This is a genomic window from Streptomyces sp. DH10, assembly GCF_029813805.1.
In the GTDB taxonomy this organism is placed as follows: Bacteria; Actinomycetota; Actinomycetes; order Streptomycetales; family Streptomycetaceae; genus Streptomyces; species Streptomyces coeruleofuscus.
Genome location: NZ_JARVKU010000002.1, coordinates 639545 through 665478, shown reverse-complemented (window position 1 = coordinate 665478; position 25934 = coordinate 639545). Strand labels below are relative to the sequence as shown.

Here is a 25934-nt window from a genome sequence, read left to right as displayed (position 1 = left end):
CCGCGTACGCTTGCGCGGGTGAACGCCACCGATCGCACCCCTGCCGACCTGCTGAATTCCGCGCTCGCCGCGGATCCGGGACGCCCCCTGGTGACCTTCTACGACGACGCCACGGGCGAACGTGTCGAACTGTCCGTGGCCACCTTCGCCAATTGGGTGGCCAAGACCGCCAACCTCCTCCAGGACGAGCTGTCCGTCGAGCCCGGGGACCGGGTGGCGCTGTTGCTGCCCGCGCACTGGCAGACGGCCGTGTGGCTGCTGGCGTGTTCGTCGGTGGGAGTCGTCGCCGACGTCGCGTGGGATGCGCGGGCGGCCGATGTCGTGGTGAGCGGGCCGGACGGGCTGGAGGCGGCGCGTGCTTGTTCCGGGGCGCGGGTCGCGATGGCGCTGCGGCCGCTCGGGGGGCGGTTCCCGCAGGTGCCCGAGGGGTTCGTCGACTACGCGGTGGAGGTGCCGGGGCAGGGGGACCGGTTCGTGCCGTATGCGCCGGTGGATCCGGACGGTCCTGCGCTGATCGTGGCGGGGCGGGAGTTCAGCGGGGCGGAGGTCGTCGAGCGGGCCCGGGCGGAGGCGACGGGGCTGGGGTTGACCGGACCGGGGTCGCGGATTCTGTCGGGGTTGCCGTACGACACGTGGGAGGGGTTGAACGCGGGGTTGTACGGGCCGTTGGCCACGGGGGGTTCCGTGGTGCTGTGCCGGCATCTGGAGCAGGCCGGGGAGGGCGTGCTGGACAAGCGGGTGGAGAGCGAGCGGGTTACGGCCATCGCCCGGTAGGGCGCGAGTGCTCTGCGTTGGTGCCGAGGGGGGCGATGCGCAACCGAGGCGACCGCCTCTCCCCCCGTTCAGCCCACTCCCACCCCACCCCCGCCCCCCATCCACGCCACAGTCGTAGGAGCAGTGCGCGCGCACGTTCGTACGTCGTGAGGGGTGGTCTCAGTCGTGGGCGACACCGGGAGGCTTGGGCCGGGGGCGGGCGCCTCGGCCAGTGGGCCGGGGCTGGTGCGGCGGCGTCGGCGGGGGTGGGTGCGGATCGGGGCGTTCGGGGTCGCCGGATTGGTCGTCGCGGCCGGCGGGGCCGGATGGGCCGTGTACGCGAAGCTCAGCGGGAACATCACACCCGACGAGGCGGCCGCCGCCGAGCTCGCGCGGTACGAGAGGGAGCGGCCCACCTCGCTGGTCAAGGACGCGCGGAACATCCTGCTGATCGGGTCGGACTCGCGCGAGGGCGACGACAACGCGCGCTACGGGCGTGACTCCGGGACCGAGCGGTCGGACACCACGATCCTGCTGCACCTGTCCGCGGGCCGGGACAGCGCCACCGCCGTCTCCCTGCCCCGGGACCTGATGGTGGACCTGCCGGGCTGCCGGCGCCCGGACGGCTCGCGCAGCGTGCCGCGGTTCACCATGTTCAACCAGGCCTTCCAGGTGGGCGGTTCCGCCTGCACCATCCGGACCGTCGAGAAGCTCACCGACATCCGCGTCGATCACCACGTCGTCGTCGACTTCCACGGCTTCAAGGCGATGGTCGACGCCGTCGACGGTGTGGAGGTGTGCCTGCGGGAGCCGATCGACGACCGGGCCGCCAAGCTGCGGCTCCCCGCCGGACGGGTGACCCTCGACGGCGAGCAGGCGCTCGGCTACGTCCGCGCCCGCAAGACGCTCGGCGACGGCAGCGACACGGAGCGCATGGAGCGTCAGCAACGATTTCTCGGGGCACTCGTTAACAAAGTGCGCAGCAATGACGTCCTGCTGAATCCGGCGAAGCTGTATCCGGTGCTGGACGCCGCCACGTCATCTCTCACAACCGACCCGGGTCTGGCCAGTCTTCGTGGTTTGTACGAACTCGTGCGCGGGCTGCGCGACATCCCCATGCAACGTGTGCAATTCCTGACTGTTCCACGGGAGTCGTACGCGTACGACGCCAATCGCGACCAACTCGTGGAGCCCGAGGCGGAGAGGTTGTTCGAGCGGCTGCGTACGGACACACCCGTGGCCGTGGCCGGGGACGTTCCGCGCGGTTCCGCCCCGCTGAGGCCCACCGATTCGCGTGACGGGTCGTACGGGGATTCCCATCCGGGGCCGTTCGGGAAGCCCGTCGTCACCGTTTCTCCTCCACCGACGTTCCGGGGGAACACGGCAGCCGAGGACACCTGTGAGTAAAGCGGGCACCAAGGTAACTCCAAGGTAATGAACTCTTCACCCGAGAAATGGGCGAATTGCCCAGGTGTAGGGACGTGGAATTTGTCACCGTCGTCGTTCGGCACTGAACTGGGCGGTTAGTGTGAGCGATCCGGTGCGCCCGGCTCTGAGGACGGTCCTGAGGTCGCGCACTGTGTGACCGAGACCCGGGCGCCTTGGAGGGGGAGGCGCCGCGTGCCCCGACGGAGGAAACAGACAACCGTGGACGCGCAAGGCCGTGGGCGGGCGGACGATATCGATCCCGCAGACCAGTGGGTGCTCAATCCGAACACCGGCGATTACGAACTGCGACTGCCCCCTTCCCCACCGCAGTCGGGCGTCCCCAGCCCCCGCAGGCCACCGGCCCCCGACGCGGCCCCGCCGGCGCGCGGCCGCAGGCAGGCGCCCGGCAGGCCAGGGCCCGAGACTCCAGGCCGTCCGGTGCCGCCGCGCAGGCGCCGCGGGGCGCCGGAGGAGCCGCTGCCGGGGCGGCGCGGGCGACGGCCGGCCAAGAAGGCCGCGAGGGGGAAGAAGGCCCTGCTGTGGACCGGCGGCGCGATGGCGTTCGTGCTGGTCGCCGGGGCGGGCGCCGCGTACTTCTACATCGAGCACCTGAACGACAACATCGCCTCCGTCTCCGACGACGGCGCGAGCACCGGTGGCTTCCAGAAGGACAAGGCCATCAACATCCTGCTGATCGGCACCGACAAGCGCACCGGCAAGGGCAACGAGAGCTACGGCGACTCGGGCAGCGTCGGGCATGCCGACACCACGATCCTGCTGCACGTCTCCAAGGACCGCTCGAACGCGACCGCGCTGAGCATCCCGCGTGACCTCATCGTCGACGTGCCGGACTGCCCGACCACGCAGGAGGACGGGTCGCAGAAGATCATCCCGGGCACGCCGCAGGCCCGCTTCAACACCAGCCTCGGTCAGGACGGCCGTACGCCCAGCTGCACCATGCGGACCGTGACCGAGCTCACCGGGGTCAAGCCGGACAACTTCATGGTCGCCGACTTCAACGCGGTCAAGACGCTGACCAGCGCGGTCGGCGGGGTCGAGGTCTGCCTGGGCAAGGACATCGACGACCCGGACTCGCACCTGAAGCTGTCGAAGGGCACGCACACGATCGAGGGCGAGCAGGCGCTGGCGTTCGTGCGCACCCGGCACGCCGTGGGCTTCGGCGGCGACCTGAGCCGGATCGGGCTCCAGCAGCAGTTCCTGAGCGCGCTGATGCGCAAGCTGAAGTCCAACGACACGCTCACCAGCCCCTCGAAGATGCTCGACCTGGCCGAGGCGGGCACCAAGGCCCTGACCGTCGACTCGCAGCTGGACAGCATCGGCAAGCTCAAGGACCTCGGTCTGGAGCTGGGCAAGCTCGACACCAAGAACCTGACGTTCACCACGACACCGGTGATCGACAACCCGGCGGAGAAGGTCAAGAGCACGGTCGTCCTGAACGAGTCGACGGCCCCGCAGGTCTTCGACATGATCAAGAACGACGTCTCCTTCACCGCCGTCAAGGACAAGAAGAAGAAGGAGGCGGCCGCGGTGGCCGCCCGGCTGAAGGGCAGCAAGGCCCCGGCCTCCGAGGTCCGGGTGCGGATCCTCAACGGCGGTGCCGACCCCGGCAGCGCCCAGGAGACGCTCAGCTGGCTCCAGGTCGAGGAGGGCGTGACCAAGTCGGAGAACGCCGGCAACGCGCCCGCCGCACTGGCGAAGACCACGCTCGAGTACGCCCCCGACCAGGCCGACCAGGCCCGCCGCCTCGCCGACATCATGGGCCTGTCCGGGTCCGCGATGAAGCCGGGCGAGAGCGTGGAGAACGCCCAGGGGGTGCCCGCGATGACCCTGACCCTCGGCAAGGACTTCAAGGGTGCGGGCGCCTCCCTCACCGCTCCGTCGAAGGCGCCGGAGGGTGTCCAGAAGTCCACGGCGGACAAGGTCGAGTGCGCCGAGTGACCTGACGGGCCCGCCGTACGTCTCACAGGGCGTACGAGTGGCCTTGTCCGGTGACGCGGGGGTGGGGAAGCAGATGGCACAGAGCAGCAGTGTGTACGGGGAGGGGACGAAGCCGGGTGCCGTCCCGGACGAGCCGGTCCCGGGCAGAACCGCCGGGCCGGGGGGCGGCGACGGCCCGGGAGGCCGCCGGCCCGGCCGCGGGCGCCGCGTCCTGCGCTGGTCCGCGACGTCCCTCTCGGTGCTGATCCTCGCGACCGCCGGTGCCGGCTATCTCTACTACGAGCACCTCAACGGCAACCTCGAGAAGGGCCGGCGCAGCAGCGGCGACTCCAAGGCACGCAAGTCCGCCCCGAACGCGGCCGGGCAGACGCCCCTGAACATCCTGCTGGTCGGCTCCGACAGCCGTAACTCCGACGAGAACGTGAAGCTGGGCGGCGCCCGGAAGGACCGCGGCAATCCTCCGCTGGGCGACGTGCAGATGCTCATCCACCTGGCCGCGGACCGCAAGAGCGCCGCCGTGGTGAGCATTCCGCGCGACACCCGGGTCGACATACCGAAGTGCACCGACCCGAAGACCCATCGGACGTACCCGCCGGTCAACACGATCATCAACGCCTCGCTGGCCCGTGGCGGAGCGGGCTGCACGCTCGCCACCTGGGAGAACCTCACCGGGGTCTACATCGACCACTGGATGACGATCGACTTCGCGGGCGTGGTGAAGATGGCGGACGCCATCGGCGGGGTCGAGGTGTGCGTGCGGCAGAACGTGTGGGACCGGCCACTGCCCGGCGTGTCCGGCGGCTCGGGTCTGAAGCTGACGGCCGGCCGGAAGAAGGTCGAGGGCGAGCAGGCGCTCCAGTGGCTGCGCACCCGGCACGCCTGGGGCAGCGACCCGCTGCGGGCCCGGGCGCAGCACATGTACATGAACTCGATGATCCGCACCCTCAAGGCGCAGAACGTCTTCACCGACACCGGCCGGCTGACCGACCTGGCCGAGGCGGCCACCAGGTCGCTGCACGTGTCCGAGGAGCTCGGCACGGTGAAGAAGCTGTACGACCTGGGGATGCAGCTCAAGACGGTCCCGACGGACCGCATCACCATGACGACGCTGCCCACGGCCGAGGACCCGCAGGACCGCAACCACCTGGTCCCGGCCGGTGCCGACGCCGACCGGGTGTGGGACATGATCCGCGACGACGTGCCCTTCGACGGCAAGGGCGGGAAGCCGGGCCCGAAGAAGACTTCCCAGGCCTCCAAGCAGTCCGAGGATCCGGCCGCGGCGGACGACGCCATCGGCGTCCTTGTGCAGAACGCCACGCGCTCGAGCACGCTCGGTCCGGTGAGCGGGCGCGCGGGCGCCATCGCGCGGGCGCTCGTGGCCAAGGGCTTCACGCAGGCCGCCGCGGACACCTCGGGCGCGCTGTCCGAGGACCTGACCGTGGTGCGCTACCCGAGCGCCGAGCTGGCGGGCGACGCGCAGCGTGTCGCCAAGTCGCTGGGTGTTCCGGCGAGTTCGGTGCGGCGGTCGACCGACGTCTCCGGCGTCACGGTCGTCGTGGGCGCCGACTGGCGTACGGGTACGGCCTATCCGAAGCAGCCGGCTCCGAAGGCCGGGGAGCTGCCCGGTGACGCGGACGCCCTCAACGGCTCGGACGCCGCGCAGTGCATGGACGTGTACGCGCCCTACCGCTGGTAGCGACCGGAGAAGCAACTCACACACCGGTCGACGGCTTCCTTCCACTTCTCCACATGGAATTGGGCTGAATTGCCCAAATGTATGGACGCTGAATTTGTCATTCAGTGCACACCGGCGTTCAACTGGGCGGATAGTGTGAGCGATCCAGTGCTTCTGTGATGACAAGTACCCGTGCGCCTTCCGGGGGGAGAAGGCGCCGCGTGCCCCGACGGAGGAAACAGACAACCGTGGACGCGCAAAGCCGTGGGCGGGGGGACCAGATCGACCCCGCAGACCAGTGGGTACTCAATCCGAACACCGGTGAATACGAACTGCGACTGACTCCATCCGCAGCGCAGTCGCCGGTATCCGGGGCACGCGGATCAACTCCCCCGACGGGGGCGGGCGGCCGTACGGCGGGACCGCGCAAGGCGGCTCCCCGCAACGGGGCTCCCCGTAACGCGGCAGCCCAGACCGCGGCAGCCCGTGAGGGCGCCACCCGCACCGACGTTCCGCCCCAGCGCCGGCGGCGCGGTGCGCCCGAGGAGCCGCCGCCCGGGCGGCGCGGCGGGCGCCGGCCGGTGCAGCGCAAGCCCAAGAAGGCGAAGAAGGCGCTGATGTGGACCGGCGGCACGATGGCGTTCGTGCTGGTCGGCGTCGGCGCGGCCGGCTACTTCTACCTCCAGCACCTGGAGGGCAACGTCACGACGACCGACGTCGGCAGCGCGGGCGCCAGCAACTTCAGCAAGGACGAGGCCTTCAGCGTCCTCATCATCGGCACGGACAAGCGCACCGGTAAGGGCAACGAGGGCTACGGCGACAAGGGCAGCTCCGGGCACGCCGACACCACGATCCTGCTGCACGTCGCCGAGGACCGCTCCAACGCGACCGCGCTCAGCATCCCCCGCGACCTGATCGTGGACATCCCCGACTGCCCGACGAAGCTGGAGGACGGCTCGGAGAAGGTGGTCCCGGGGCTGCGGGGCGTCCGCTTCAACCGGAGCCTCGGGGAGGACGGCCGGGACCCTGGCTGCACGATGCGCACGGTGAAGGAGAACACCGGCATCCAGGTCGACCACTTCATGATGGCCGACTTCAACGCGGTGAAGACCCTGACGACCGCGGTGGAAGGGGTCGACGTCTGCGTGGAGAAGCCGGTCAACGACAAGGAGTCCAAACTCGTCCTGCCCGCGGGCGAGTCGACGGTCGAGGGCGAGCAGGCCCTCGCGTTCGTCCGTACCCGCAAGAGCTTCGGCAACAGCGGTGACCTGGACCGGATCAAGGTGCAGCAGCAGTTCCTGGGCTCGCTCATGCGCAAGATGTCCTCCAGTGACACCCTCACCAGCCCCTCGAAGCTGCTGAAGCTGGCCGAGGCCGCCACCGAGGCGCTGACCGTGGACAAGGCCATCGGCAGCGTCGGCACGCTCAAGGACATCGCCCTGGAGCTGAAGAAGGTGCCGACGAAGAACATCGCCTTCGCGACCGTCCCGGTGAAGGACAACCCGGCGGAGACGGTGAAGGCGACGGTCGTCCTGGACGAGTCGAAGGCTCCCCAGGTGTTCGACATGATCAAGAACGACGTCTCGTTCACCGAGGTCAAGGAGCGGAAGAAGAAGGAGAAGGACGCCGAGGCCGCGCGGCTGAAGGGCAGCAAGGCCCCGGCCTCCGAGGTCCGGGTCCGGGTCCTCAACGGCGGGGCCGTCACCGGCAGTGCGCAGAAGACCCTCCAGTACCTCCAGGTCGAGGAGGGCGTGACCAAGTCCGAGAACGGCGGGAACGCGCCCGCCGCACTGGCGAGGACCACGCTCGAGTACGCCCCCGACCAGGCCGACCAGGCCCGCCGTCTCGCCGGCATCATGGGGCTGTCCGGGTCGGCGCTGAAGCCCGGCGAGAGCGTGACCAACTCCCAGGGCGTGCCCGCCATGACCCTGACCCTCGGCAGGGACTTCAAGGGCGCCGGCGTGAAGCTCGACGCCCCGGTCGAGGCGGCGGACGTGGAGAAGTCCACCGCCGACAAGGTGAAGTGCGCGAGTTGACCCGCTGAGGGCAACTGACAGGCCCGTCGTGCGTCTAACAGGGGGCAGGGCGGGCCTGTCGCATGCGCGGGGGGCGGGAAGGACCGGGGAAGTGACGCAGAGCGGTGTGCGGGAGAACGAAACGCGGCAAGGCGTCCGCCAGGAACCGGGCCCGGGTGAGACCAAGTCGGCGACGGGCGACACCCCGGGCGGCCGGACCGGCGAGGGCCGGCCTCGGCGTACCCGGCGGCTGCTGAGGTGGTCCGCCGCCGTGCTCGCCCTTCTCATACTCGGGACGGCCGGGGCCGGATACCTCTACTACAGGCATCTCAACGGCAACATCAAGAAGGACGCGCTGAACCTCGGCGACAACAAGGTCGCCGCCCCGACTCCGAACGCCGCCGGGCAGACCCCGCTGAACATCCTGCTCATCGGCTCGGACGCACGGGACAGCAAGGAGAACCAGAGACTCGGCGGCGCCCGTGAGACGTTCGGCGCCGCGCCGCTGGCGGACGTGCAGATGCTGCTGCACCTGTCCGCCGACCGCACCAACATGTCGGTCATCAGCATGCCCCGCGACACGCTCGTGAAGATCCCGAAGTGCACCGACCCGGACGACGGGAAGGTGTACCCGGGAACCCAGGGGCGGACGATGACCAACCAGAGCCTCGGCAACGGCGGTCCGGGCTGCACCGTGGCCACCTGGCAGGAGCTCACCGGCATCCACATCGACCACTTCATCATGGTCGACTTCGCCGGCGTGGTGTCCATGGCCGACGCCGTCGGCGGCGTCCCGGTGTGCGTCGACGCCAACATCCACTCGCGCACCTCCGACGGCAAGGGCTCGGGCCTGAAACTGGAGAAGGGCACCTCGTACATCCAGGGCGAGCAGGCCCTCCAGTGGCTGCGCACCCGCTACGGCTTCGAGGACGGCAGCGACCTCGCCCGCGCCAAGGCGCAGCACATGTACATGAACGCGATGGTCCGCCAGCTGCGCGAGAACGCCACCCTCAGCAGCCCGAACAAGCTCCGCAGACTGGCCGAGGAGGCCACCCGGGCGCTGACCGTCGACCCGGGCCTCGACACCGTCAAGAAGCTCTACGACCTCAGCAACGAGCTGCGCAAGGTGGAGCCGGAGCGCATCACCATGACCACGATGCCCAACCGGTACGTCGGCGCCCGCGTGGAGCCCACGGATGACGCCGAGCAGCTGTTCCGGCTGGTGCGGGACGACATCGCGCTGGACGGCAAAGACAAGGACGGCAAGGACAAGGACGGGAAGAAGGCGGCGGAGAAGGCCTCCGCCGACCCGGCCGCGGCCGACGACGAGATCCCCGTCCAGGTCCGCAACGGCACCCGGACCGACACCCGGGCCGCGGCACGCGGGCGCGCGAGCACGGTGGCCGGACTGCTGACGGAGCAGGGCTTCGCCCAGGCCGTCGCCGACACCACCGGCTCGTGGAGCCAGGAGCGGACCGTCGTCCGCTACCCGAGCGCCGACCTGGAGGGCGACGCCCAGCGGATCGCCAAGGCCCTGGGAATCCCGCTGGGTTCGGTGAAGCGGTCGACCGACGTCTCCGGCGTCACACTCGTCGTGGGCGCCGACTGGCGGGAGGGCACGGCCTACAAGGCACCGAAGCGCAGCGACAAGACCCCGAAGTCGGCCCAGGCGCTCAACGGCGCGGACGACAAGGCCTGTATGCACGTGAACCCGAACTTCACCTGGTGACGGAAACGGGCCCCTCCCGAGGGGGAGGGGCCCGCACGCGTGCGGTGTGCGTCAGGCGGCGTTCGCGTCCGCGTCAGCCCGGACCGCCGGACGCCGGGACGCGATGACCTTCTTCGCCAGCGACCGCGGGCTCGTCAGAAAGCCCCAGCCCCACGACATGTGCATGGTGGCCAGCGCCACAGGGATCTGGAGCCGCGCCTTCAGCGGCAGCCCCTTGCCCGCCGGGACCGAGCCGAGCAGGATCGCCGCGAGATAGCCGCCGGGCACCACGAAACCCCACGGCGTCAGCAGCGCACCCACCAGGGTCCCGGCCGCGATCGCGCACACGGCGGTCGGCGGGGCGAGGTAGCGCAGGTTGATCGAGCCCTCGTGGTACCGGGCGACGACGTGCCGCCAGCGGCCGTAGTCCTTGTACTGCTTGGCGAGCGCCTTCACGCTCGGCCGCGGCCGGTACGACACCTTCAGCTCGGGCGAGAACCAGATGAGGCCCCCGGCCTCCCTGATCCGGAAGTTCAGCTCCCAGTCCTGGGCGCGGATGAACTCCACGTTGTAGCCGCCCTGCTGCTCCAGCGCCTCGCGCCGGAAGACCCCGAGGTAGACGGTCTCGGCCGGGCCCGCCTGTCCCCCGGTGTGGAAGGAGGCGTTGCCGACCCCGATCTTGGACGTCATCGCGGCGGCGACGGCGTGCTCCCAGTCGTTCTCGCCCTCGGCGTGCATGATGCCGCCGACGTTCTGCGCGCCGGTCTCCTCCAGGAGCCGTACTGCGGTGGCGATGTAGTTGGGCGAGAGCATGCCGTGCCCGTCGACGCGGACGACGATCGGGTGGCGGGAGGCGTTGATCGCCGCGTTCAGGGCAGCGGGCGTACGGCCGGTCGGGTTCGGAACGGTGTGCACGCGCTTGCTTTTGAGAGACGCAGTTTCGGCCACGAGCTCGGCGGCGATCTCGTCCGTGCGGTCCGTGGACGGACCGAGGGCGATCACGACCTCCATCTCGCCGGCGTACTCCTGCGCGAGGATCGCTTGGACTGCTCCCCGCAGGTGCCGTTCCTCGTCGAGGACGGGCATGATCACGGAAACGGCGGGGAGCCGCACGTCGGGATTGGCGTTCATAGGGGCCTCACGTTACCGCGAACGGGGGACACCGGTGCGCGCCGCCGGGGCGATACCACGGGCCGCAGATCGTATCGGCCTACGGTTTCACGGATCCCACGTACGGCCGTCGTCCGGAGGTGTCCCCTTGCCCACGCCGCCACGGTCCCCTCGGTCCACCGCCGCCCCGCAGCGCCGCCCGCAGCCCTCCCCCGGGCGGGCCCCGCGCAGGCCCGCCCCGCCCGTGCGGCGCCGGAAACCGCACTGGGGCATGCGGGCGGTCACCACCCTGTCCGTGGTGGTCCTCGCGTCCGCCGGTATCGGGCACGCGGTGATGACCAGCCTGGACGCGGACATCACCCGGGTCGACCCCTTCAAGGACATGAAGAACCGGCCGCAGGCGGGCCACGGCATGAACGTGCTGCTGGTCGGCACCGACGGCCGCGAGAAGATCAGCAAGGAGGAGCGGCGGAAGTACCGGCTGGGCGGCGCGCCCTGCCACTGCACCGACACGATCATGATCGTGCACATCTCGGAGGACCGGAAGCGCGCGAGCGTCGTGAGCCTGCCGCGCGACTCGTACGCCGTGATGCCCGCGCACGTCGACCGCACGACGGGCAAACGGCACGGCGGGCACCCGGTCAAGCTGAACGCGGCGTACGCCGAGGGCGGGCCGCAGCTGACCGTGCGGACCGTCGAGAGCATGACGAAGGTGAAGATCGACCACTATCTGGAGGTCGACTTCACCAGCTTCATGCGGACCGTGGACGTGGTCGGCGGCGTACAGATCTGCACCGCGGCCCCCCTGAAGGACAGCTACACCGGCCTGAACCTCCCGGCCGGGCGGCACACGCTGGCGGGCGGGCAGGCGCTCCAGTACGTACGCGCACGGCACATCGACGGGGCGTCGGACCTCGGCCGGATGAAACGGCAGCAGCGCTTCATGGCGGCGCTCGTGGAGCGGATCACCTCCTCGGGGATCCTCCTCAACCCGATGAAGTTCCGGGACGTGACACGGGCCGTGCTCGGCTCGGTGCGCGCCGACAAGGGCTTCGGCACGGACGAGATGCTGGACCTGGGCCGGGCCATGCGGAACTTCTCCCCCTCTTCCTCCGAGTTCACGACCGTCCCGATCGGGCGGATGGGATACGCCGTGAAGGGCGTCGGCTCCATGCTGAAGTGGGACCCCGTGAAGGCGGAGCGGCTCTTCCACGCCCTGCGCGAGGACCAGCCGCTGTCCGCGCACCGGTCGCGCGGCGCGGCACGGATCGTCTCGGTCGCCCCCCAGCAGATCCGCGTCCGGGTGGAGAACGGCACCCGCACGCCCGGGCTGGGCCGCCGTGTCGACGCGGCCCTGGCCTCGACGGGCTTCCGTACGACCCGGGCCCCGGTGAACGCCGCCGCCCGCGACGTCAAGCGCACGGTCGTCGCCTACGACCCCCGCTGGGACCGCTCGGCCAAGTCCCTCGCCACGGCCCTGCCGGGCAGCGAACTCCGCCCGGTCAAGGGCCTGGGCGCGACCCTGAAGGTCATCGCCGGCACGGACTTCGAACGCGTCCGCAAGGTACGGGCCGAGGACCCGGGGCAGGGCGAGTTCGGAGTGGTACGCGGGGATGAGGTGGCGTGCTCATAGGGGCCGCGGCGCACGCATGGCGGATTCCTTCCTTCCGCCCCGTGGCGGTCCGGGCCCGGCAGGCGTAGGACGGAAGGGCACGAGAGTCGACCCCCGGCCCTCGCCGCCCCACCCGGGAGGAATCATGACCCAGCAAGCCGCCATGACCCCGCTGAGCAAGGAGATGCAGGACTGCGTCCAGGCGTGCATGACCTGCCACAGCGTGTGCGAGGAGACCATGAGCTCCTGCCTGCAGATGGGCGGTCAGGCCCAGATGCAGATCATGCGCGCGGTCATGGACTGCGCCGAGATGACGCGCATGTGCGCCGACATGATGATGCGGCGCTCGCCGCTGTCGGCCGAGATGTGCGCGATGTGCGCCCGGGCCTGTGACATGTGCGCCGAGGCGTGTATGTCCATGCCGGACGACGCCCAGATGATGCGCTGCGCCGAGGCGTGTCGCCGCTGTGCCGAGACGTGCCGCACGATGTCGGCCGCCACGATGTGAGCACCGCCTCACAGCAGTCGGGGGCACCCCCGTGGGTGCCCCCGACGCATGCCGGTGCTCAGTTGCCCGAGACGGTGACCGTCTCGTCGTTCTTCAGCTGGCTGACGAGCGTCTTCACCTTCGCGCTGTCCCACTGGAGGTTGCCGTTCGGGGCGCTGCCCGAGATCGGCATGTTCATCGACTTGCCCTCGCCGCCGCTGACGCCCTTCATCGCCCAGAACATCGACGCCAGGTCGAACAGGCCCATGTCCTTGTCGACCACGAGGGAGTCCAGGCCCGCGCCCATGGTCGGGTACAGCTTGAACGGGTTGAGGATCGTGCTCGGGGTGGCGACCTGGTTGGCCAGGGCCGACAGGAACTTCTGCTGGTTCTTCGTACGGTCCAGGTCGGAGCCCCTGAGCGCGTAGCGGGTGCGGACGAAGGCGAGGGCCTGCTCGCCGTTGAGGGTCTGCTTGCCCTTCTTGAGGTCCGCGCCCGACTTGGTGTCCTTGATGTCCTGCGGGATGTCCATCTCGACACCGCCGACCGCGTCCACGATGTTCGCGAAGCCGCCGAAGCCGATCTCCACGTAGTGGTCGATGTGCAGACCGGTGTTGGCCTCGACGGTACGGACCAGCAGCTCGGGGCCGTCCTCCGCGTACGCCGCGTTCAGCTTCACCTGGCGACCTGTGGCCGGGTAGAACTTGCCGGAGTCGGACCCCTTGAACGACGGGACCGTGACGTTCGAGTCACGCGGCAGCGAGATCAGCGTCGGGCCGTTGCCGCCGGTGTGCAGGATCATCATCGAGTCCGTGCGCTTGCCCTCGGCGGACCCGGTGCGCAGCCTCTTCTTGTCCTCGGCCGACAGGCCCGCGCGGCTGTCGGAGCCGACGATCAGGTAGTTCGTGCCCGCGCCCGCCTTCGGCCGCTCGATGACCTTCGACAGGTCGACGTCGCGGTTGAGCTTGGAGTCGGCCCAGAAGTACGTGCCGACGGTCGTCACGACCAGTACCGTCGCGACCGTGATCGCCGTCACCTTGATACGGCGGCGCCAGTTCGGCGCGGGGCGCGGCTCGTACATGTCGTCGCCCGGACCGCCGGGGCCTCTGCCACCGGGGGAGCCGTAGACCTGGCCGGTGTTGTAGCCGCTGTCGTAGCCGCCCGGCGGCTCGGCGTAGCCGCCGTTGACGTACGACGGCTGCTGCGGAACCCCGCCGGCGTACGGCGCCGCACCGCCGTACGCACCCTGCCCGGGCGACGGCGCCTGACCGCGGCGGACCTGCCGCATGACACGGGCGCTCTCCGGCTGTGCGCTGGCGCTTCCGCGTCCGTACCGGCTGCCGCGGTTGTCGTCGGACCATCCCTCGGGCCAATTGTTCATGCGCCCCAGTGTGCCGGTCCCGGTAGTGGGCCATACAAGAGTCGTCGGAAAATCAGAGCACGGCTGTGGCGAAGCTGACACAAAACCCCCTCATACCGCCTCGGCATAAGGTAGGGGCCATGACAGACCAGCCCCCAGCTGCGGATTCCGGCACTCCGGATATCCCGGGCAAGCCGACTTCGGCCTCCCGCACCACCCTCAGCCACATCATGACCCACAACGACACGAACCTTCTGGGGACGGTGCACGGTGGCGTGATCATGAAGCTGGTGGACGACGCGGCGGGTGCTGTGGCCGGGCGGCACTCCGGCGGGCCTGCGGTGACGGCGTCCATGGACGAGATGGCGTTCCTGGAGCCGGTCCGCGTCGGCGACCTGGTCCACGTCAAGGCACAGGTCAACTGGACCGGCCGCACCTCCATGGAGGTCGGCGTCCGCGTCCTGGCAGAACGCTGGAACGAGTCCGCCCCGCCCACCCAGGTCGGTTCCGCCTATCTCGTGTTCGCGGCCGTCGACGCCGACGGCAAGCCCCGCCGGGTCCCCCCGGTCCTCCCGGAGACCGAACGCGACAAGCGCCGCTACCAGGAGGCCCAGATCCGCCGCACCCACCGCCTGGCCCGCCGCCGGGCGATCATGGAACTGCGGGAGAAGCGGGTGGCGGAGGGGTTCGAGGACTGAGTGAGCCTCCCGCAGGACGGGAGGCTCACTCGCTGACGCACGAGCCTGTTACGGCAGGTTGCGCGCCATCACGATGCGCTGGACCTGGTTCGTGCCCTCGTAGATCTGCGTGATCTTGGCGTCGCGCATCATGCGCTCCACCGGGTAGTCGCGGGTGTAGCCGTACCCGCCGAGGAGCTGGACCGCGTCCGTGGTGACCTCCATCGCCACGTCCGAGGCGAAGCACTTGGCGGCGGCGCCCAGGTAGGTGAGGTCGGCGTCGCCGCGCTGGGAGGCGGCGGCGGCCTGGTAGGTCAGGGCGCGGGCGGCCGAGATCTTCATGGCCATGTCGGCGAGCATGAACTGGATGCCCTGGAAGTCGGCGATCGGCTTGCCGAACTGCTTGCGCTCCTGGACGTAGCCCTTGGCGTAGTCGAGGGCACCCTGGGCGATGCCGAGGGCCTGGGCGGCGATGGTGATGCGGGTGTGGTCGAGGGTCTTCATCGCCGTGGCGAAGCCGGTGCCCTCCTCGCCGATCATGCGGTCGGCGGGGATGCGGACGTTGTCGAGGTAGACCTCGCGGGTGGGCGAGCCCTTGATGCCGAGCTTCTTCTCGGGGGCCCCGAAGGAGACGCCCTCGTCGGACTTCTCGACGACGAAGGCCGAGATGCCCTTGGAGCGCTTGGCCGGGTCCGTGACCGCCATCACCGTGTAGAACTCGGACTCGCCGGCGTTGGTGATCCAGCGCTTCACGCCGTTGAGGACGTAGTGATCGCCGTCGCGGACGGCCTTCGTCTTCATACCGGCGGCGTCGGAGCCGGCGTCCGGCTCGGACAGGCAGTACGAGAACATGCCGTCGCCCTTGGCGAGCGGGGTCATGTACTTCTTCTTCAGCTCCTCGGAGCCGGAGAGGATCACGGGGAGCGAGCCCAGCTTGTTCACCGCGGGGATGAGGGAGGACGAGGCGCAGACGCGCGCGACCTCCTCGATCACTATGACGGTCGCCAGTGCGTCGGCACCCGAGCCGCCGTACTCCTCGGGTACGTGCACGGCGTGCAGGTCGTTCGCGACCAGCGCCTGGAGGGCCTCCTGCGGGAAGCGGGCCTCCTCGTCCACGGCGGCGGCGTACGGCGCGATCTTCGCCTCGGCCAGTGAGCGGACGGCGTCGCGGAGCATGTCGTGCTCCTCGGACGGGCGGTACAGGTCGAAGTCAGCCGATCCGGCCAAGGTCTCTCACGCTCCAAAACGCTGCGATGGTGGCGCTAACTACCGTTAAGTAATCAAAAGTTTATGGGGTCGCTCACCGGAGGGATACGTGAGCTAGACGACAGCGGGAAAGTTGCCCTGTGAAGCGCACTCCCATGCCCCGGATATGCTCGGGCGCGCACCTGCCGTAGACCCCTGGAGCACCCATGGCCCTGAAGATCACCGTGATCGGCACCGGTTATCTCGGCGCGACACACGCGGCGGCCATGGCCGAGCTGGGCTTCGAGGTGCTCGCGCTCGACGTCGTGCCCGAGAAGATCGAGAAGCTGGAGCGCGGCGAGGCCCCGATGTACGAGCCGGGGCTCGACGAGCTGCTGCAGAGGCACGTCGCCGGTTTCGAGGGCTCCAGCGGGCGACTGCGCTTCACCCAGGACTGGGCCGAGATCGGCGCCTTCGGCGATGTGCACTTCGTCTGCGTGAACACCCCGCAGCGGCACGGCGAGTACGCCTCCGACATGAGTTACGTCGACTCCGCGTTCGCCTCGCTCGCCCCGCATCTGCGCGGTCCCGCCCTGGTCGTCGGCAAGTCGACCGTGCCCGTGGGTACCGCCGACCGGCTGGCGTCCTACCTGGCCGCGCACGCGCCGGCCGGCGAGGACGCCGAGCTGGCGTGGAACCCGGAGTTCCTGCGCGAGGGCTTCGCCGTCAAGGACACGCTGCACCCCGACCGGATCGTGGTGGGCGTGCGCAGCGAGCGGGCCGAGAAGCTGCTGCGGGAGGTGTACGCCACGCCGATCGCCGAGGGATCGCCGTTCGTCGTCACGGACTTCCCGACCGCCGAGCTGGTGAAGACCTCCGCGAACTCCTTCCTCGCCACGAAGATCTCCTTCATCAACGCCATGGCGGAGGTGTGCGAGGCCGCGGGCGGTGACGTGGCCAAGCTGGCGGAGGCCATCGGTTACGACGACCGGATCGGGAAGAAGTTCCTGCGGGCCGGGATCGGGTTCGGTGGCGGATGTCTGCCGAAGGACATCCGCGCCTTCATGGCGCGGGCCGGTGAGCTGGGTGCCGACCAGGCGCTGACGTTCCTGCGCGAGATCGACTCCATCAACATGCGCCAGCGCGGGCAGATGGTGGAGCTGACCCGGCAGGCGCTGGGCGGCGGACCGTTCCTCGGCAAGCGGGTGGCGGTCCTGGGCGCGACCTTCAAGCCCGACTCGGACGACGTACGGGACTCCCCCGCGCTGAACGTCGCCGGGCAGATCCACCTCCAGGGCGGGCAGGTCACCGTCTACGACCCCAAGGGCATGGAGAACGCCCGCCGCGTCTTCCCGACCCTCGGCTACGCCGACTCGGCGCTGGATGCCGTGCGGGGCGCCGACATCGTGCTGCATCTGACGGAGTGGCGGGAGTTCCGCGAGCTGGACGAGGAGGCGCTCGGGGAGGCCGCGGCGGCCCGGATCATCCTCGACGGCCGCAACGCCCTCGACCCGGAGCGCTGGCGCAAGGCCGGGTGGACGTACCGGGCGATGGGGCGGCCGACCGCCTGAGTCCCACGGACCGCACGAGCTCGAATTCGGTCCGTTCGTGAATTCCTGACGGCTTTTCGGAAGATTCGGGAATTCTCGCGGGGCCGGTGAAGGAGCGTGCGGAGCCGCGCGGTTTTTCTGTGTGTCTTTTACTGTCGCGCCCGAGCGCCGAGGCCGCGCTCGGGCAGTTCCCCTCAAGGGCGGCAGCCTCCTCCGGCCCGACAGGGTGGACACCGCTCCGGCCGGGGCTCAGCCGGCCGGAGCGGCGCCCGCTCCATTCTCCACACCATCGCCATGCTTCGGGAACCGCCTTCAAGAAGACCGGGATGACGACCGTCACCCTGCCCACCGCCCCTCCCCCGCCCCGGTCGCGCGACGATGCCGGCCGCCGGCTGCCGCTGCCCGGCCGGTACACCGTGGGCCCCCGGGCGCTCGCTCGCCTAACTCACCGTCTGGTACGGGCCGTTGCCGGTCCTGCGCCGTCGCGTCACGCTCGGCGGGGCGTCCCTCACCGTGCCGGAGGACACCGAACGCCCTCGTTCCGCTACGACTTCGACGACCGCCTGCTCTCCGCCGTGCTCGTTCCCCGTCCCGCTGCGGCTGCGGATGGTCGAGCGGGCCGGCATCGGCGCCGGAGTCGCGGTGCTGCGCCTGCTCCTGGTCGGCTCCCGGGCGCCCGGGGGGGAGGAGACATGGGCGTTCGCGCAGCTCAGCCCTTCGCCCGGTAGCGGCGCATCTTCGCCCGGGCACCGCAGACCTGCATCGAGCACCAGCGGCCGCGGCCGGCCGGACTGCGGTCGTAGTACGCCCAGAGGCAGTCGGTGGCCTCGCAGGCCTTGAGCCGGGTCCAGGTTCCGGCGACCAGGGCCTCGGCGACGGCGGCCGCGACGCGGGAGATCAGGGGACCCTCGTCGGCCGGGGCGAGGGTCGCCGAGCCGTCCCGCCGGTCGACCGACACCACCAGCGGCGCCCCGGCCAGCAGGTCGCCCAGCGGGGTCACCTCGCGGTGCGGCGGGTGACCCGCGTGGGCGAGCAGGGCCACGCGCAGGGACTCGCGCAGTGCGCGGGCGTCCTCGGCCTCGTCCCGCGTGATCCCGAAGCGTGCCCGGCCCTCCGCCGTGTCCAGCGAGTCGGCACCCGACTCGATGTCCAGCGTGTTCACCAGGGCCTCGACCAGGGCCAGGCCGCCGGGGGCGGGCGATCTCTCCGTCATGGCTGGACCGTACCTCTCGGGTTCCCCTTGCGAGGTTACCGCCAATGGGCCAGCATGGAGTAACGGTTACCGGTTACCCGGGCTGTGCAGGTAACAGTGACGGGTAACAGCGACTTCAAGGAGGAAGTCATGGCTCTCGCCACACTTGGTGTCGTCGTACTGGACTGTCCCGACCCGCGCGCACTGGCCGGCTTCTACGCCGAGGTGCTCGGCGGCACTCCCACGGTGCAGTCCGACGACTCGGGCGAGTGGGTCGACCTGAAGGTGCCGGGGGGACCGGCACTGGCCTTCCAGGAATCCCCCGGGTACGTACCGCCGAAGTGGCCGTCGTCCGACGGCTCGCAGCAGTTCCATCTCGACCTGGACGTGGAGGACCTGGACGCGGCGGAGAAGGGCGTGCTGGCGCTCGGGGCGAAGCCGCTGGACGCCGAGGACCGGACGCGGACCTTCCGGGTTTACGCCGATCCGGCCGGGCACCCGTTCTGCCTCTGCGCCGGCTGACACCGGGAGGCCTCATGCCTGCTGTGGCACGTTTCCGTACCGTCGTCGTCGACTGCCCCGACCCGCGCGAGCTGGCCCGTTTCTACGCGCAGGTCGGGGGAGGCACGCCCGAGGACGACGATCCCGACTGGGTGGTGCTGCGGATCCCCGACGGGCCGCGGCTCGCCTTCCAGCGCTCGCCCGGGTTCACCCCGCCGGAGTGGCCCAGGGCCGACCGCAACGCCCAGCAGTTCCACCTGGACTTCGACGGCGGGTCGACCTGGGAGGAGATCGACGCGGCCGAGGAGCGGGTGCTGGCGCTGGGGGCGCGGGTGCTGGACCGGGAGGACTACGAGAAGAAGGACTTCCGGGTGTACGCCGACCCGGCGGGGCATCCCTTCTGCCTGTGCCGGATCGAGCACACGACCTGAGTCACCCGCCTGCCGGTCACCCGTCCAGCTCGGAGATGGTCGCCGCCGACGGCTCGCGTCGCTGCTGGGCGGCGCGGGCTGTGAAGTCGGCGCCGCGCAGCACCCGCTGGACGTTTCCCCAAGTCAGAAGGGCCACGTCGGCCTCGTCCCAGCCGCGCCGCAGCAGCTCGGCGATCAGCCGCGGGTAGCAGGACGTGTCGCCGAGCTCCTGCGGGTGGGCCGAGCCCGAGTCGTACGTGCCGGACAGCCCTACGCACTGCGCACCGGCCACGGCCCGGATGTGGTCGAGATGGTCGGCGACGTCGCGGACGGTCGGGCCGGTCTGCTCGGCGGTCAGCGGCACCAGGCACAGCCCCTTGGCTGCGCTCAGCTCCGCCAGCAGTTCGTCGGGGAGGTTGACCGGGTGGGGGCGCAGGGCGCGGGCGGCGGAGCGGCTGCACAGCACGGGCGCCCGGGAGAGGCTCAGCACACGGCGGACGGTCGGCGCGGAGGCACCGGAGAGGTCCACGATGACGCCGAGCCGGTTCATCTCGCGCACGACCTCCTCACCGAACCTCGTCAGCCCCGCCTCGCTCGCCCAGGACACCCCGGTCAGCGTCAGTACGCGCAGGCCGAGGAAGTGCAGCTGGCGCAGGATGCCCAGCGAGTCGCCCACGGCCGGGGCCCCGGCGGGCCCGAGGAGCACGGCGACGCGGCCGCAGTTGCGGGCGTCGGCGACCTGCCCCGCCGTGCAGGCCGGCCGCAGTCCCTCGTCGCAGGTCCGGGCGACGGTCTTGGCCAGGTCCAGCTGCTCCAGCGTGGCGCCGACGGCCCGGTCGCCGTCCAGGCCGTCCGGCAGGTGCAGCGACCAGAACAGCGCGCCCACATGCCCTCGGCGCAGGCGGGGCACGTCCGTGTCGACCGTGGCCTCGCCCTCCTCCAGGTCGAAGTAGGGCAGGCGCTTGAGCGCCCAGGGCAGTCCGTTGTAGCCGTCGGCGACGGGGTAGGCGGCGAGGATGGCGTGGGCCCGGGTCATCGGCGCGTCGTCCGGGTCGGAGACGGGCTCATAGGGCTCCGCCGGGTCCGCCGCCATGACGGCCTCGTCCGGGTACGGCTCGGCCAGGTCGTCGAACTCACCGGCCGCGGCGGTGGTGCGCAGGTCGTCCTGGAGGTCTGCCATGGCGGCTCCGTACGGTCGTTCGTGAGGTACGGTCACGGTCGCACGGAGCGCTGAAGGGTTCCTGGTGGGCGGGGCGTTCGGAGTACGGTCCCGGGCTCGCGCGGCGACGCGCTCAGGACAGCCGGGCCGCCTCGATCACCTCGTCGAGGGTGTCCCTGGAGCGGACCAGATCGGCGATCATCCGGTCGATGCGGGCGCGCTCGGTGGTGAGTTCGGCGACCAGGTTAGGGGTGGCGCGGGCCGAGGGCCGGCCGTCCGAGTCCCGCATGCACGGCAGCAGCTGGACGATCTTCTCGCTGCACAGTCCCGCCGCGAACAGCTCCTGGATCCGGATGACCCGGTCCACGGCGGCCTCCGGGTACTCCCGGTGCCCGCCGGGCGTCCGCTCGGCGGTGAGCATCCCCTGCTTCTCGTAGTAGCGCAGCGACCGCTCGCTCACGTTGGTGCGCCGGGCCAGTTCACCGATCCGCACGTCCCACTCCCGCACTTGATTCTGACATCCGTGTCAGGTTCTAGCGTACGGGCATGACGCAGTACACGACAGCACTCTTCGAACCGGCTCGTCTCCCCGGGCTGGACCTGCCCAACCGTCTGGTGATGGCGCCCCTGACCCGCAACCGGGCCGAGGCCGACGGCACCCCGACCCCGCTCATGGCCACGTACTACGCCCAGCGCGCCTCCGCCGGGCTGATCATCGCCGAGGCCGCGACGCCGAACGCGGTCGGGCAGACGTACCCGAACATCACCGCCGTCCACAGCCCGGCGCACGTCGCCGGCTGGCGGCGGGTCACGGACGCGGTGCGGGAGGCGGGCGGACGGATGTTCCTCCAGCTCCAGCACGGCGGGCGGGTCGGTCACCCGGCGACCAGCGGGCTCACCCCGGTCGCACCCTCGCCCGTCCCACTGCCCGAGACGATCTTCACGCCGGAGGGTCACCGGCCTGCCGTGGTGCCCAGGGAGATGACCGCCGAGGACATCCGCACCACGGTCGCCGACTTCGCACGCGCCGCCCGGAACGCGATCGACGCCGGGTTCGAGGGCGTGGAGGTGCACTCCGCCAACGGCCATCTGCTCCACCAGTTCCTCGCCCGCAACACCAACCTCCGCACCGACGGCTACGGCGGGCCGGTCGCCGCCCGGATCCGGTTCACGGCCGAGGTGACCGAGGCCGTGGCCGCCGAGATCGGAGCCGGGCGGGTGGGGCTCAGGGTCTCCCCCGGCAACACCGTCAACGGCATCGAGGAGGGTGAGACCGAGGAGATCTACCCGGCGCTCGTCGAGCGGCTCGGCGGGCTGGGGCTCGCCTACCTGCACCTGGGGTACGCCGACCCGGACACGCCGGTGTTCCGGAAGGTGCGGGCCGGCTGGCCAGGCGTGATCGTCGCCAACCCGGTGCTGAAGGAGATCTCCACGGACGGCGTGCACCGGGCGTCCGAGGCGCTGCTGGCGGCCGGGGCCGACCTGATCGCCCTGGGCCGGCCGTTCCTCGCCAACCCGGACCTGGTGACGCGGCTGCGGCACCGGTCGCCGCTGAACGAGATGCGCGACCGGTACTTCATGTACGTGGGCGGGGCGACCGGCTACACCGACTACCCCGCCCTCGACGCTCAGCCATCGAGCGAGTCGATGGTGGCGTTGGACGCCGGCCGCGTGGCCTGAAGGCCCCGTGCCACGTCCTCGGCCGCGTCGAGCACCCGCACCGCGTTCTTCCAGGTCAGTTTCGCCAGGTCGGCCTTCGACCAGCCGCGGTCCAGCAGCTCCGCGATCAGGTTCGGGTAGCCGGAGACGTCGTCCAGGCCGTCGGGTGTGAAGGCCGTGCCGTCGTAGTCGCCGCCGATGCCGAGGTGGTCGATGCCGGCGGCCTCGCGCATGTGGTCCAGATGGTCGGCGACCGTGGACACCGTGGCGACCGGGCGGGGGTGCCGCTCCTCGAAGGCGCGGTGGACCTTCATGGCCTCCGCGGTGGTGTCGAGGGGATGGAAGCCGTGGGCGCTCATGTTCTCGTCGGCCGCGGCTGTCCATTCCACGGCCGCCTGGAGCACGAACTTCGGCACGAACGTCACCATCGCCATGCCGCCGTTGGCGGGCAGCCGCTCCAGGACGTCGTCCGGGATGTTGCGCGGGTGGTCGCACACGGCCCGCGCCGAGGAGTGGGAGAAGATCACCGGGGCGGAGCTCGCGTCGAGCGCGTCCCGCATGGTCGTCGCCGCCACATGGGAGAGGTCGACGAGCATCCCGAGCCTGTTCATCTCCCGCACGACCTGCCGGCCGAACGCGGTGAGGCCGCCGGCCCGCGGCTCGTCGGTCGCGGAGTCCGCCCAGTCCACGTTGTCGTTGTGGGTGAGGGTCAGATAGCGCACGCCGAGCCCGTACAGACCCCGCAGGGTGCCCAGGGAGTTGGCGATGGAGTGGCCGCCCTCCGCTCCCATGAGGGAGGCGATACGGCCCTCCCGGCGCGCGGCCTCCATGTCGGCGGCCGTCAGCGCGGGCCGCAGGTCCTGCGGGTGCCGGTCGATCAACTGCCGTACGCAGTCGATCTGTTCGAGCGTGGCCGCGACCGGGTCGGGCGAGTCCGTGCGGACGTACACCGACCAGTACTGCGCACCGACCCCGCCCGCGCGCAGCCGCGGGATGTCGGTGTGCAGGTGGGCGCTCTGGTCGGCGGCGACATCGCGGGCGTCGAGGTCGTAGCGGACCTGCTCGCGCAGCGCCCAGGGCAGGTCGTTGTGCCCGTCGGCGACGGGGAACTCGGCGAGGAGCGTGCGGGCGTCGGCGAGGGACGTCATGGGGTCACTTCCCGAAGCCGAAGCCGCCGTTCGCGCCCTCGACCTTGGAGCGCAGGCGCTTGCCCTTCTCGGTGGCCTGGTCGTTCAGCTCCTGCTGGAACTCGCGCATGCGGGTGCGGAGTTCCTCGTCGTGCGCGGCGAGGATGCGGGCCGCGAGCAGGCCGGCGTTGCGGGCACCGGCGACGGAGACCGTGGCGACCGGGACGCCGGCCGGCATCTGCACGATCGACAGGAGGCTGTCCATGCCGTCGAGGTACTTCAGCGGCACGGGCACGCCGATGACGGGCAGCGGGGTGACCGAGGCGAGCATGCCGGGCAGGTGGGCGGCGCCGCCGGCCCCGGCGATGATCACCTTGAGCCCGCGCTCATCGGCCTGTTCGCCGTACGCGACCATCTCGCGCGGCATGCGGTGCGCGGAGACGACGTCGACCTCGTAGGCGATCTCGAACTCGTCGAGGGCCTTGGCGGCGGCCTCCATGACGGGCCAGTCGCTGTCCGACCCCATGACGATGCCAACAACAGGGCTCATTCGGTGATGGTGCCTCTCAGGTAGCCGGCTGCGTGACGGGCGCGCTCCAGCACGTCGTCCAGGTCGTCGCCGTAGGTGTTGACGTGGCCGACCTTGCGGCCGGGCTTCACGTCCTTGCCGTACATGTGGATCTTGAGCTGGGGGTCGCGGGCCATGCAGTGCAGGTACGCGGAGTACATGTCCGGGTAGTCGCCGCCGAGGACGTTGACCATGACGGTCCACTTGGCGCGCGGGCGCGGGTCGCCGAGGGGCAGGTCCAGGACCGCCCGGACGTGGTTGGCGAACTGGCTGGTGACGGCGCCGTCCATCGACCAGTGGCCGGAGTTGTGCGGGCGCATCGCGAGTTCGTTGACGAGGATGCGGCCGTCGCGGGTCTGGAACAGCTCGACGGCGAGATGGCCGACGACGCCGAGCTCCTTGGCGATGTTCAGCGCCATCTCCTCGGCCCGCAGGGCGAGGCCCTCGTCGAGGCCGGGGGCGGGCGCGATCACCGTGTCGCAGACGCCGTTCACCTGGCGGGACTCGACGACCGGGTAGGCGACGGCCTGTCCGTGCGGGGAGCGCACGACGTTGGCGGCGAGCTCGCGGAGGAAGTCGACCTTCTCCTCGGCGAGCACGGGGACACCGGCCTTGAACGGATCGGCGGCCTCCTCGACGGAGTCGACGACCCACACGCCCTTGCCGTCGTAACCGCCGCGGACGGTCTTGAGGACGACGGGGAAGCCGTCACCCTCGGCGGCGAAGGCCGCCACGTCCTGCGGATCGGAAACGATTCTGTGTCTCGGGCAGGGCACGCCGATCGCGTCGAGCTTCGCGCGCATCACACCCTTGTCCTGGGCGTGCACGAGCGCGTCGGGGCCGGGGCGCACGGGGATGCCGTCCGCCTCCAGGGCCCTGAGGTGCTCGGTGGGCACGTGTTCGTGATCGAAGGTGATCACATCGCACCCGCGGGCGAACTCGCGCAGCGTGTCGAGGTCGCGATAGTCGCCGACGACGACATCGCTCACGACCTGCGCAGCTGAGTCCTGCGGGGTGTCACTGAGGAGCTTGAACCTGATGCCGAGCGGGATGCCTGCCTCGTGTGTCATACGAGCGAGCTGGCCCCCGCCGACCATGCCGACTACCGGGAACGTCACTCCCCCAGGGTATCGGCCGCGCCAGGGTGGCCGGTTTCCTGCCCCACCCCGGCCCTGTCCGGACCATCTCCGGCCCTCCACCGGCGTCCGCAGGAAGATCGCGCGGGAGGGTGGTTAGCATGGCTGAGTTGACGCCAACCACGGACGGGGGCCTGCACGACCATGGGACATGGTGCCTCGCGGCTCCGACGGCTCCTCCACGAAGTCGCCAAGTTCGGCGCGGTGGGCGGTGCCGGGGTGCTGGTCAACCTCCTCGTGTTCAACCTGGTACGGCACGTCACCGATCTCCAGGTGGTGCGGGCGAGCGTCATCGCGACCGTCGTCGCGATCGTTTTCAACTACGTCGGCTTCCGCTACTTCACCTACCGCGACCGCGACAAGACCCGCCGCACGCGGGAGATGTCCCTGTTCCTGCTGTTCAGCGCGGTCGGGCTGGTCATCGAGAACGGTGTCCTGTACGCGGCCACGTACGGCTTCGGCTGGGACACCCCCCTCCAGAACAACATCTTCAAGTTCGTCGGCATCGGCATCGCCACGCTGTTCCGCTTCTGGTCGTACCGCAGCTGGGTGTTCCGAGCCCTTCCGGGCCGTGAGCCGGTGGCGGACGCGGAGTCGATCCTGAAGAGCGAACGCGCCAGGCGCTCGCAGGCCGGGCAGCGGGTGCCGTAGAGCGTGTCGTGA

General features: G+C 70.6%; 23 protein-coding genes. 14 read left to right on the top strand and 9 right to left on the bottom strand.

Going from position 1 to position 25934, the window contains the following annotated elements:
• The first annotated feature begins 18 nt into the window (after nt 1–18).
• From QC385_RS06690 to QC385_RS06665, 6 genes are all read left to right on the top strand, one after another.
• The gene (locus QC385_RS06690) at nt 19–774 is read left to right on the top strand and encodes a TIGR03089 family protein (protein WP_279540325.1); all 756 of its coding nucleotides are present in this window, start codon (nt 19–21) and stop codon (nt 772–774) included.
• 165 nt (nt 775–939) lie between these two features.
• Entirely contained in the window at nt 940–2160 is a 1221-nt protein-coding gene (locus QC385_RS06685) for an LCP family protein (RefSeq protein ID WP_279540324.1), read from the top strand.
• A 240-nt stretch (nt 2161–2400) separates the two neighbouring features.
• Nucleotides 2401–4140, top strand: coding sequence for an LCP family protein (locus QC385_RS06680; protein ID WP_279540323.1), 1740 nt, complete (start codon nt 2401–2403; stop codon nt 4138–4140).
• 73 nt (nt 4141–4213) lie between these two features.
• A complete protein-coding gene (locus QC385_RS06675) occupies nt 4214–5836 on the top strand; it encodes an LCP family protein (RefSeq protein WP_279540322.1) in 1623 nt (540 codons plus the stop codon).
• 227 nt (nt 5837–6063) lie between these two features.
• Nucleotides 6064–7851 (top strand): LCP family protein, encoded by a 1788-nt coding sequence (locus tag QC385_RS06670; RefSeq protein ID WP_279540321.1) that lies wholly within the window; start codon nt 6064–6066, stop codon nt 7849–7851.
• 91 nt (nt 7852–7942) lie between these two features.
• The gene (locus tag QC385_RS06665) at nt 7943–9559 is read left to right on the top strand and encodes an LCP family protein (protein WP_279540320.1); all 1617 of its coding nucleotides are present in this window, start codon (nt 7943–7945) and stop codon (nt 9557–9559) included.
• A gap of 51 nt (nt 9560–9610) precedes the next feature.
• Here the strand turns inward: QC385_RS06665 and QC385_RS06660 are convergent, their stop codons facing one another.
• Nucleotides 9611–10669, bottom strand: a complete 1059-nt coding sequence (locus QC385_RS06660) for a glycosyltransferase family 2 protein (protein WP_279540319.1) — start codon at nt 10667–10669, stop codon at nt 9611–9613.
• Nucleotides 10670–10796: 127 nt separating this feature from the next.
• On the opposite strand from QC385_RS06660, the gene QC385_RS06655 reads away from it, so the two are divergent.
• Both QC385_RS06655 and QC385_RS06650 read left to right on the top strand, forming a co-directional pair.
• A complete protein-coding gene (locus tag QC385_RS06655; RefSeq protein WP_443032844.1) occupies nt 10797–12281 on the top strand; it encodes an LCP family protein in 1485 nt (494 codons plus the stop codon).
• Nucleotides 12282–12405: 124 nt separating this feature from the next.
• Complete coding sequence (locus QC385_RS06650; protein ID WP_279540318.1) at nt 12406–12768, top strand: four-helix bundle copper-binding protein; 363 nt, start codon at nt 12406–12408, stop codon at nt 12766–12768.
• A gap of 58 nt (nt 12769–12826) precedes the next feature.
• Here the strand turns inward: QC385_RS06650 and QC385_RS06645 are convergent, their stop codons facing one another.
• Nucleotides 12827–14128, bottom strand: coding sequence for an LCP family protein (locus QC385_RS06645; RefSeq protein ID WP_279540317.1), 1302 nt, complete (start codon nt 14126–14128; stop codon nt 12827–12829).
• Nucleotides 14129–14247: 119 nt separating this feature from the next.
• On the opposite strand from QC385_RS06645, the gene QC385_RS06640 reads away from it, so the two are divergent.
• The gene (locus tag QC385_RS06640) at nt 14248–14805 is read left to right on the top strand and encodes an acyl-CoA thioesterase (protein ID WP_279540316.1); all 558 of its coding nucleotides are present in this window, start codon (nt 14248–14250) and stop codon (nt 14803–14805) included.
• A gap of 48 nt (nt 14806–14853) precedes the next feature.
• Here QC385_RS06640 and QC385_RS06635 read toward each other — a convergent pair whose 3' ends face one another.
• Nucleotides 14854–16011 (bottom strand): acyl-CoA dehydrogenase, encoded by a 1158-nt coding sequence (locus tag QC385_RS06635; protein WP_279540315.1) that lies wholly within the window; start codon nt 16009–16011, stop codon nt 14854–14856.
• Between the two features lie 185 nt (nt 16012–16196).
• Here QC385_RS06635 and QC385_RS06630 point away from each other — a divergent pair, with 185 nt between their 5' ends.
• Entirely contained in the window at nt 16197–17540 is a 1344-nt protein-coding gene (locus tag QC385_RS06630; RefSeq protein WP_279540314.1) for a UDP-glucose dehydrogenase family protein, read from the top strand.
• A 688-nt stretch (nt 17541–18228) separates the two neighbouring features.
• On the opposite strand, the gene QC385_RS06625 is transcribed toward QC385_RS06630, so the two are convergent.
• Nucleotides 18229–18732 carry a CGNR zinc finger domain-containing protein gene (locus QC385_RS06625; RefSeq protein WP_279540313.1) on the bottom strand — a complete coding sequence of 168 codons (504 nt, stop codon included), beginning with the start codon at nt 18730–18732 and terminating at the stop codon, nt 18229–18231.
• Nucleotides 18733–18861: 129 nt separating this feature from the next.
• On the opposite strand from QC385_RS06625, the gene QC385_RS06620 reads away from it, so the two are divergent.
• Nucleotides 18862–19233, top strand: a complete 372-nt coding sequence (locus QC385_RS06620; RefSeq protein ID WP_279540312.1) for a VOC family protein — start codon at nt 18862–18864, stop codon at nt 19231–19233.
• Nucleotides 19234–19247: 14 nt separating this feature from the next.
• Nucleotides 19248–19643: a VOC family protein gene (locus tag QC385_RS06615; protein WP_279540311.1), complete on the top strand. Its 396-nt coding sequence runs from the start codon at nt 19248–19250 to the stop codon at nt 19641–19643.
• Nucleotides 19644–19659: 16 nt separating this feature from the next.
• Here QC385_RS06615 and QC385_RS06610 read toward each other — a convergent pair whose 3' ends face one another.
• Nucleotides 19660–20802 (bottom strand): dipeptidase, encoded by a 1143-nt coding sequence (locus tag QC385_RS06610; protein ID WP_279540310.1) that lies wholly within the window; start codon nt 20800–20802, stop codon nt 19660–19662.
• A gap of 112 nt (nt 20803–20914) precedes the next feature.
• Nucleotides 20915–21274: a MerR family transcriptional regulator gene (locus tag QC385_RS06605; RefSeq protein WP_193508703.1), complete on the bottom strand. Its 360-nt coding sequence runs from the start codon at nt 21272–21274 to the stop codon at nt 20915–20917.
• Nucleotides 21275–21327: 53 nt separating this feature from the next.
• Here QC385_RS06605 and QC385_RS06600 point away from each other — a divergent pair, with 53 nt between their 5' ends.
• Nucleotides 21328–22461, top strand: coding sequence for an alkene reductase (locus tag QC385_RS06600; protein ID WP_279540309.1), 1134 nt, complete (start codon nt 21328–21330; stop codon nt 22459–22461).
• On the opposite strand, the gene QC385_RS06595 is transcribed toward QC385_RS06600, so the two are convergent.
• Genes QC385_RS06595 through QC385_RS06585 form a run of 3 tightly spaced genes read right to left on the bottom strand, consistent with a single transcriptional unit; the run spans nt 22410 to nt 25253 of the window.
• Nucleotides 22410–23588 carry a dipeptidase gene (locus tag QC385_RS06595; RefSeq protein ID WP_279540308.1) on the bottom strand — a complete coding sequence of 393 codons (1179 nt, stop codon included), beginning with the start codon at nt 23586–23588 and terminating at the stop codon, nt 22410–22412. The two genes, QC385_RS06600 and QC385_RS06595, sit on opposite strands and share 52 nt — an antisense overlap.
• A gap of 4 nt (nt 23589–23592) precedes the next feature.
• Nucleotides 23593–24117: a 5-(carboxyamino)imidazole ribonucleotide mutase gene (purE, locus tag QC385_RS06590; protein WP_279540307.1), complete on the bottom strand. Its 525-nt coding sequence runs from the start codon at nt 24115–24117 to the stop codon at nt 23593–23595.
• On the bottom strand, nt 24114–25253 hold the full coding sequence (locus QC385_RS06585; RefSeq protein ID WP_279540306.1) for a 5-(carboxyamino)imidazole ribonucleotide synthase: 1140 nt from the start codon (nt 25251–25253) through the stop codon (nt 24114–24116). The genes purE and QC385_RS06585 overlap by 4 nt, the downstream gene beginning before the upstream one ends.
• 162 nt (nt 25254–25415) lie before the next feature.
• Here QC385_RS06585 and QC385_RS06580 point away from each other — a divergent pair, with 162 nt between their 5' ends.
• On the top strand, nt 25416–25922 hold the full coding sequence (locus tag QC385_RS06580) for a GtrA family protein (protein ID WP_279540305.1): 507 nt from the start codon (nt 25416–25418) through the stop codon (nt 25920–25922).
• Nucleotides 25923–25934: the final 12 nt, after the last annotated feature.

What these genes read in the sequence shown, in the direction of transcription:
- QC385_RS06675 (WP_279540322.1), top strand. Translation starts at nt 4,214, where the DNA reads ATGGCACAGAGCAGCAGTGTGTACGGGGAGGGGACGAAGCCGGGTGCC.
- QC385_RS06580 (WP_279540305.1), top strand. Translation starts at nt 25,416, where the DNA reads ATGGGACATGGTGCCTCGCGGCTCCGACGGCTCCTCCACGAAGTCGCC.
- QC385_RS06630 (WP_279540314.1), top strand. Translation starts at nt 16,197, where the DNA reads ATGGCCCTGAAGATCACCGTGATCGGCACCGGTTATCTCGGCGCGACA.
- QC385_RS06600 (WP_279540309.1), top strand. Translation starts at nt 21,328, where the DNA reads ATGACGCAGTACACGACAGCACTCTTCGAACCGGCTCGTCTCCCCGGG.
- QC385_RS06595 (WP_279540308.1), bottom strand. Translation starts at nt 23,588, where the DNA reads ATGACGTCCCTCGCCGACGCCCGCACGCTCCTCGCCGAGTTCCCCGTC.
- QC385_RS06650 (WP_279540318.1), top strand. Translation starts at nt 12,406, where the DNA reads ATGACCCAGCAAGCCGCCATGACCCCGCTGAGCAAGGAGATGCAGGAC.
- purE (WP_279540307.1), bottom strand. Translation starts at nt 24,117, where the DNA reads ATGAGCCCTGTTGTTGGCATCGTCATGGGGTCGGACAGCGACTGGCCC.
- QC385_RS06615 (WP_279540311.1), top strand. Translation starts at nt 19,248, where the DNA reads ATGCCTGCTGTGGCACGTTTCCGTACCGTCGTCGTCGACTGCCCCGAC.
- QC385_RS06660 (WP_279540319.1), bottom strand. Translation starts at nt 10,669, where the DNA reads ATGAACGCCAATCCCGACGTGCGGCTCCCCGCCGTTTCCGTGATCATG.
- QC385_RS06640 (WP_279540316.1), top strand. Translation starts at nt 14,248, where the DNA reads ATGACAGACCAGCCCCCAGCTGCGGATTCCGGCACTCCGGATATCCCG.
- QC385_RS06645 (WP_279540317.1), bottom strand. Translation starts at nt 14,128, where the DNA reads ATGAACAATTGGCCCGAGGGATGGTCCGACGACAACCGCGGCAGCCGG.
- QC385_RS06620 (WP_279540312.1), top strand. Translation starts at nt 18,862, where the DNA reads ATGGCTCTCGCCACACTTGGTGTCGTCGTACTGGACTGTCCCGACCCG.
- QC385_RS06625 (WP_279540313.1), bottom strand. Translation starts at nt 18,732, where the DNA reads ATGACGGAGAGATCGCCCGCCCCCGGCGGCCTGGCCCTGGTCGAGGCC.
- QC385_RS06610 (WP_279540310.1), bottom strand. Translation starts at nt 20,802, where the DNA reads ATGGCAGACCTCCAGGACGACCTGCGCACCACCGCCGCGGCCGGTGAG.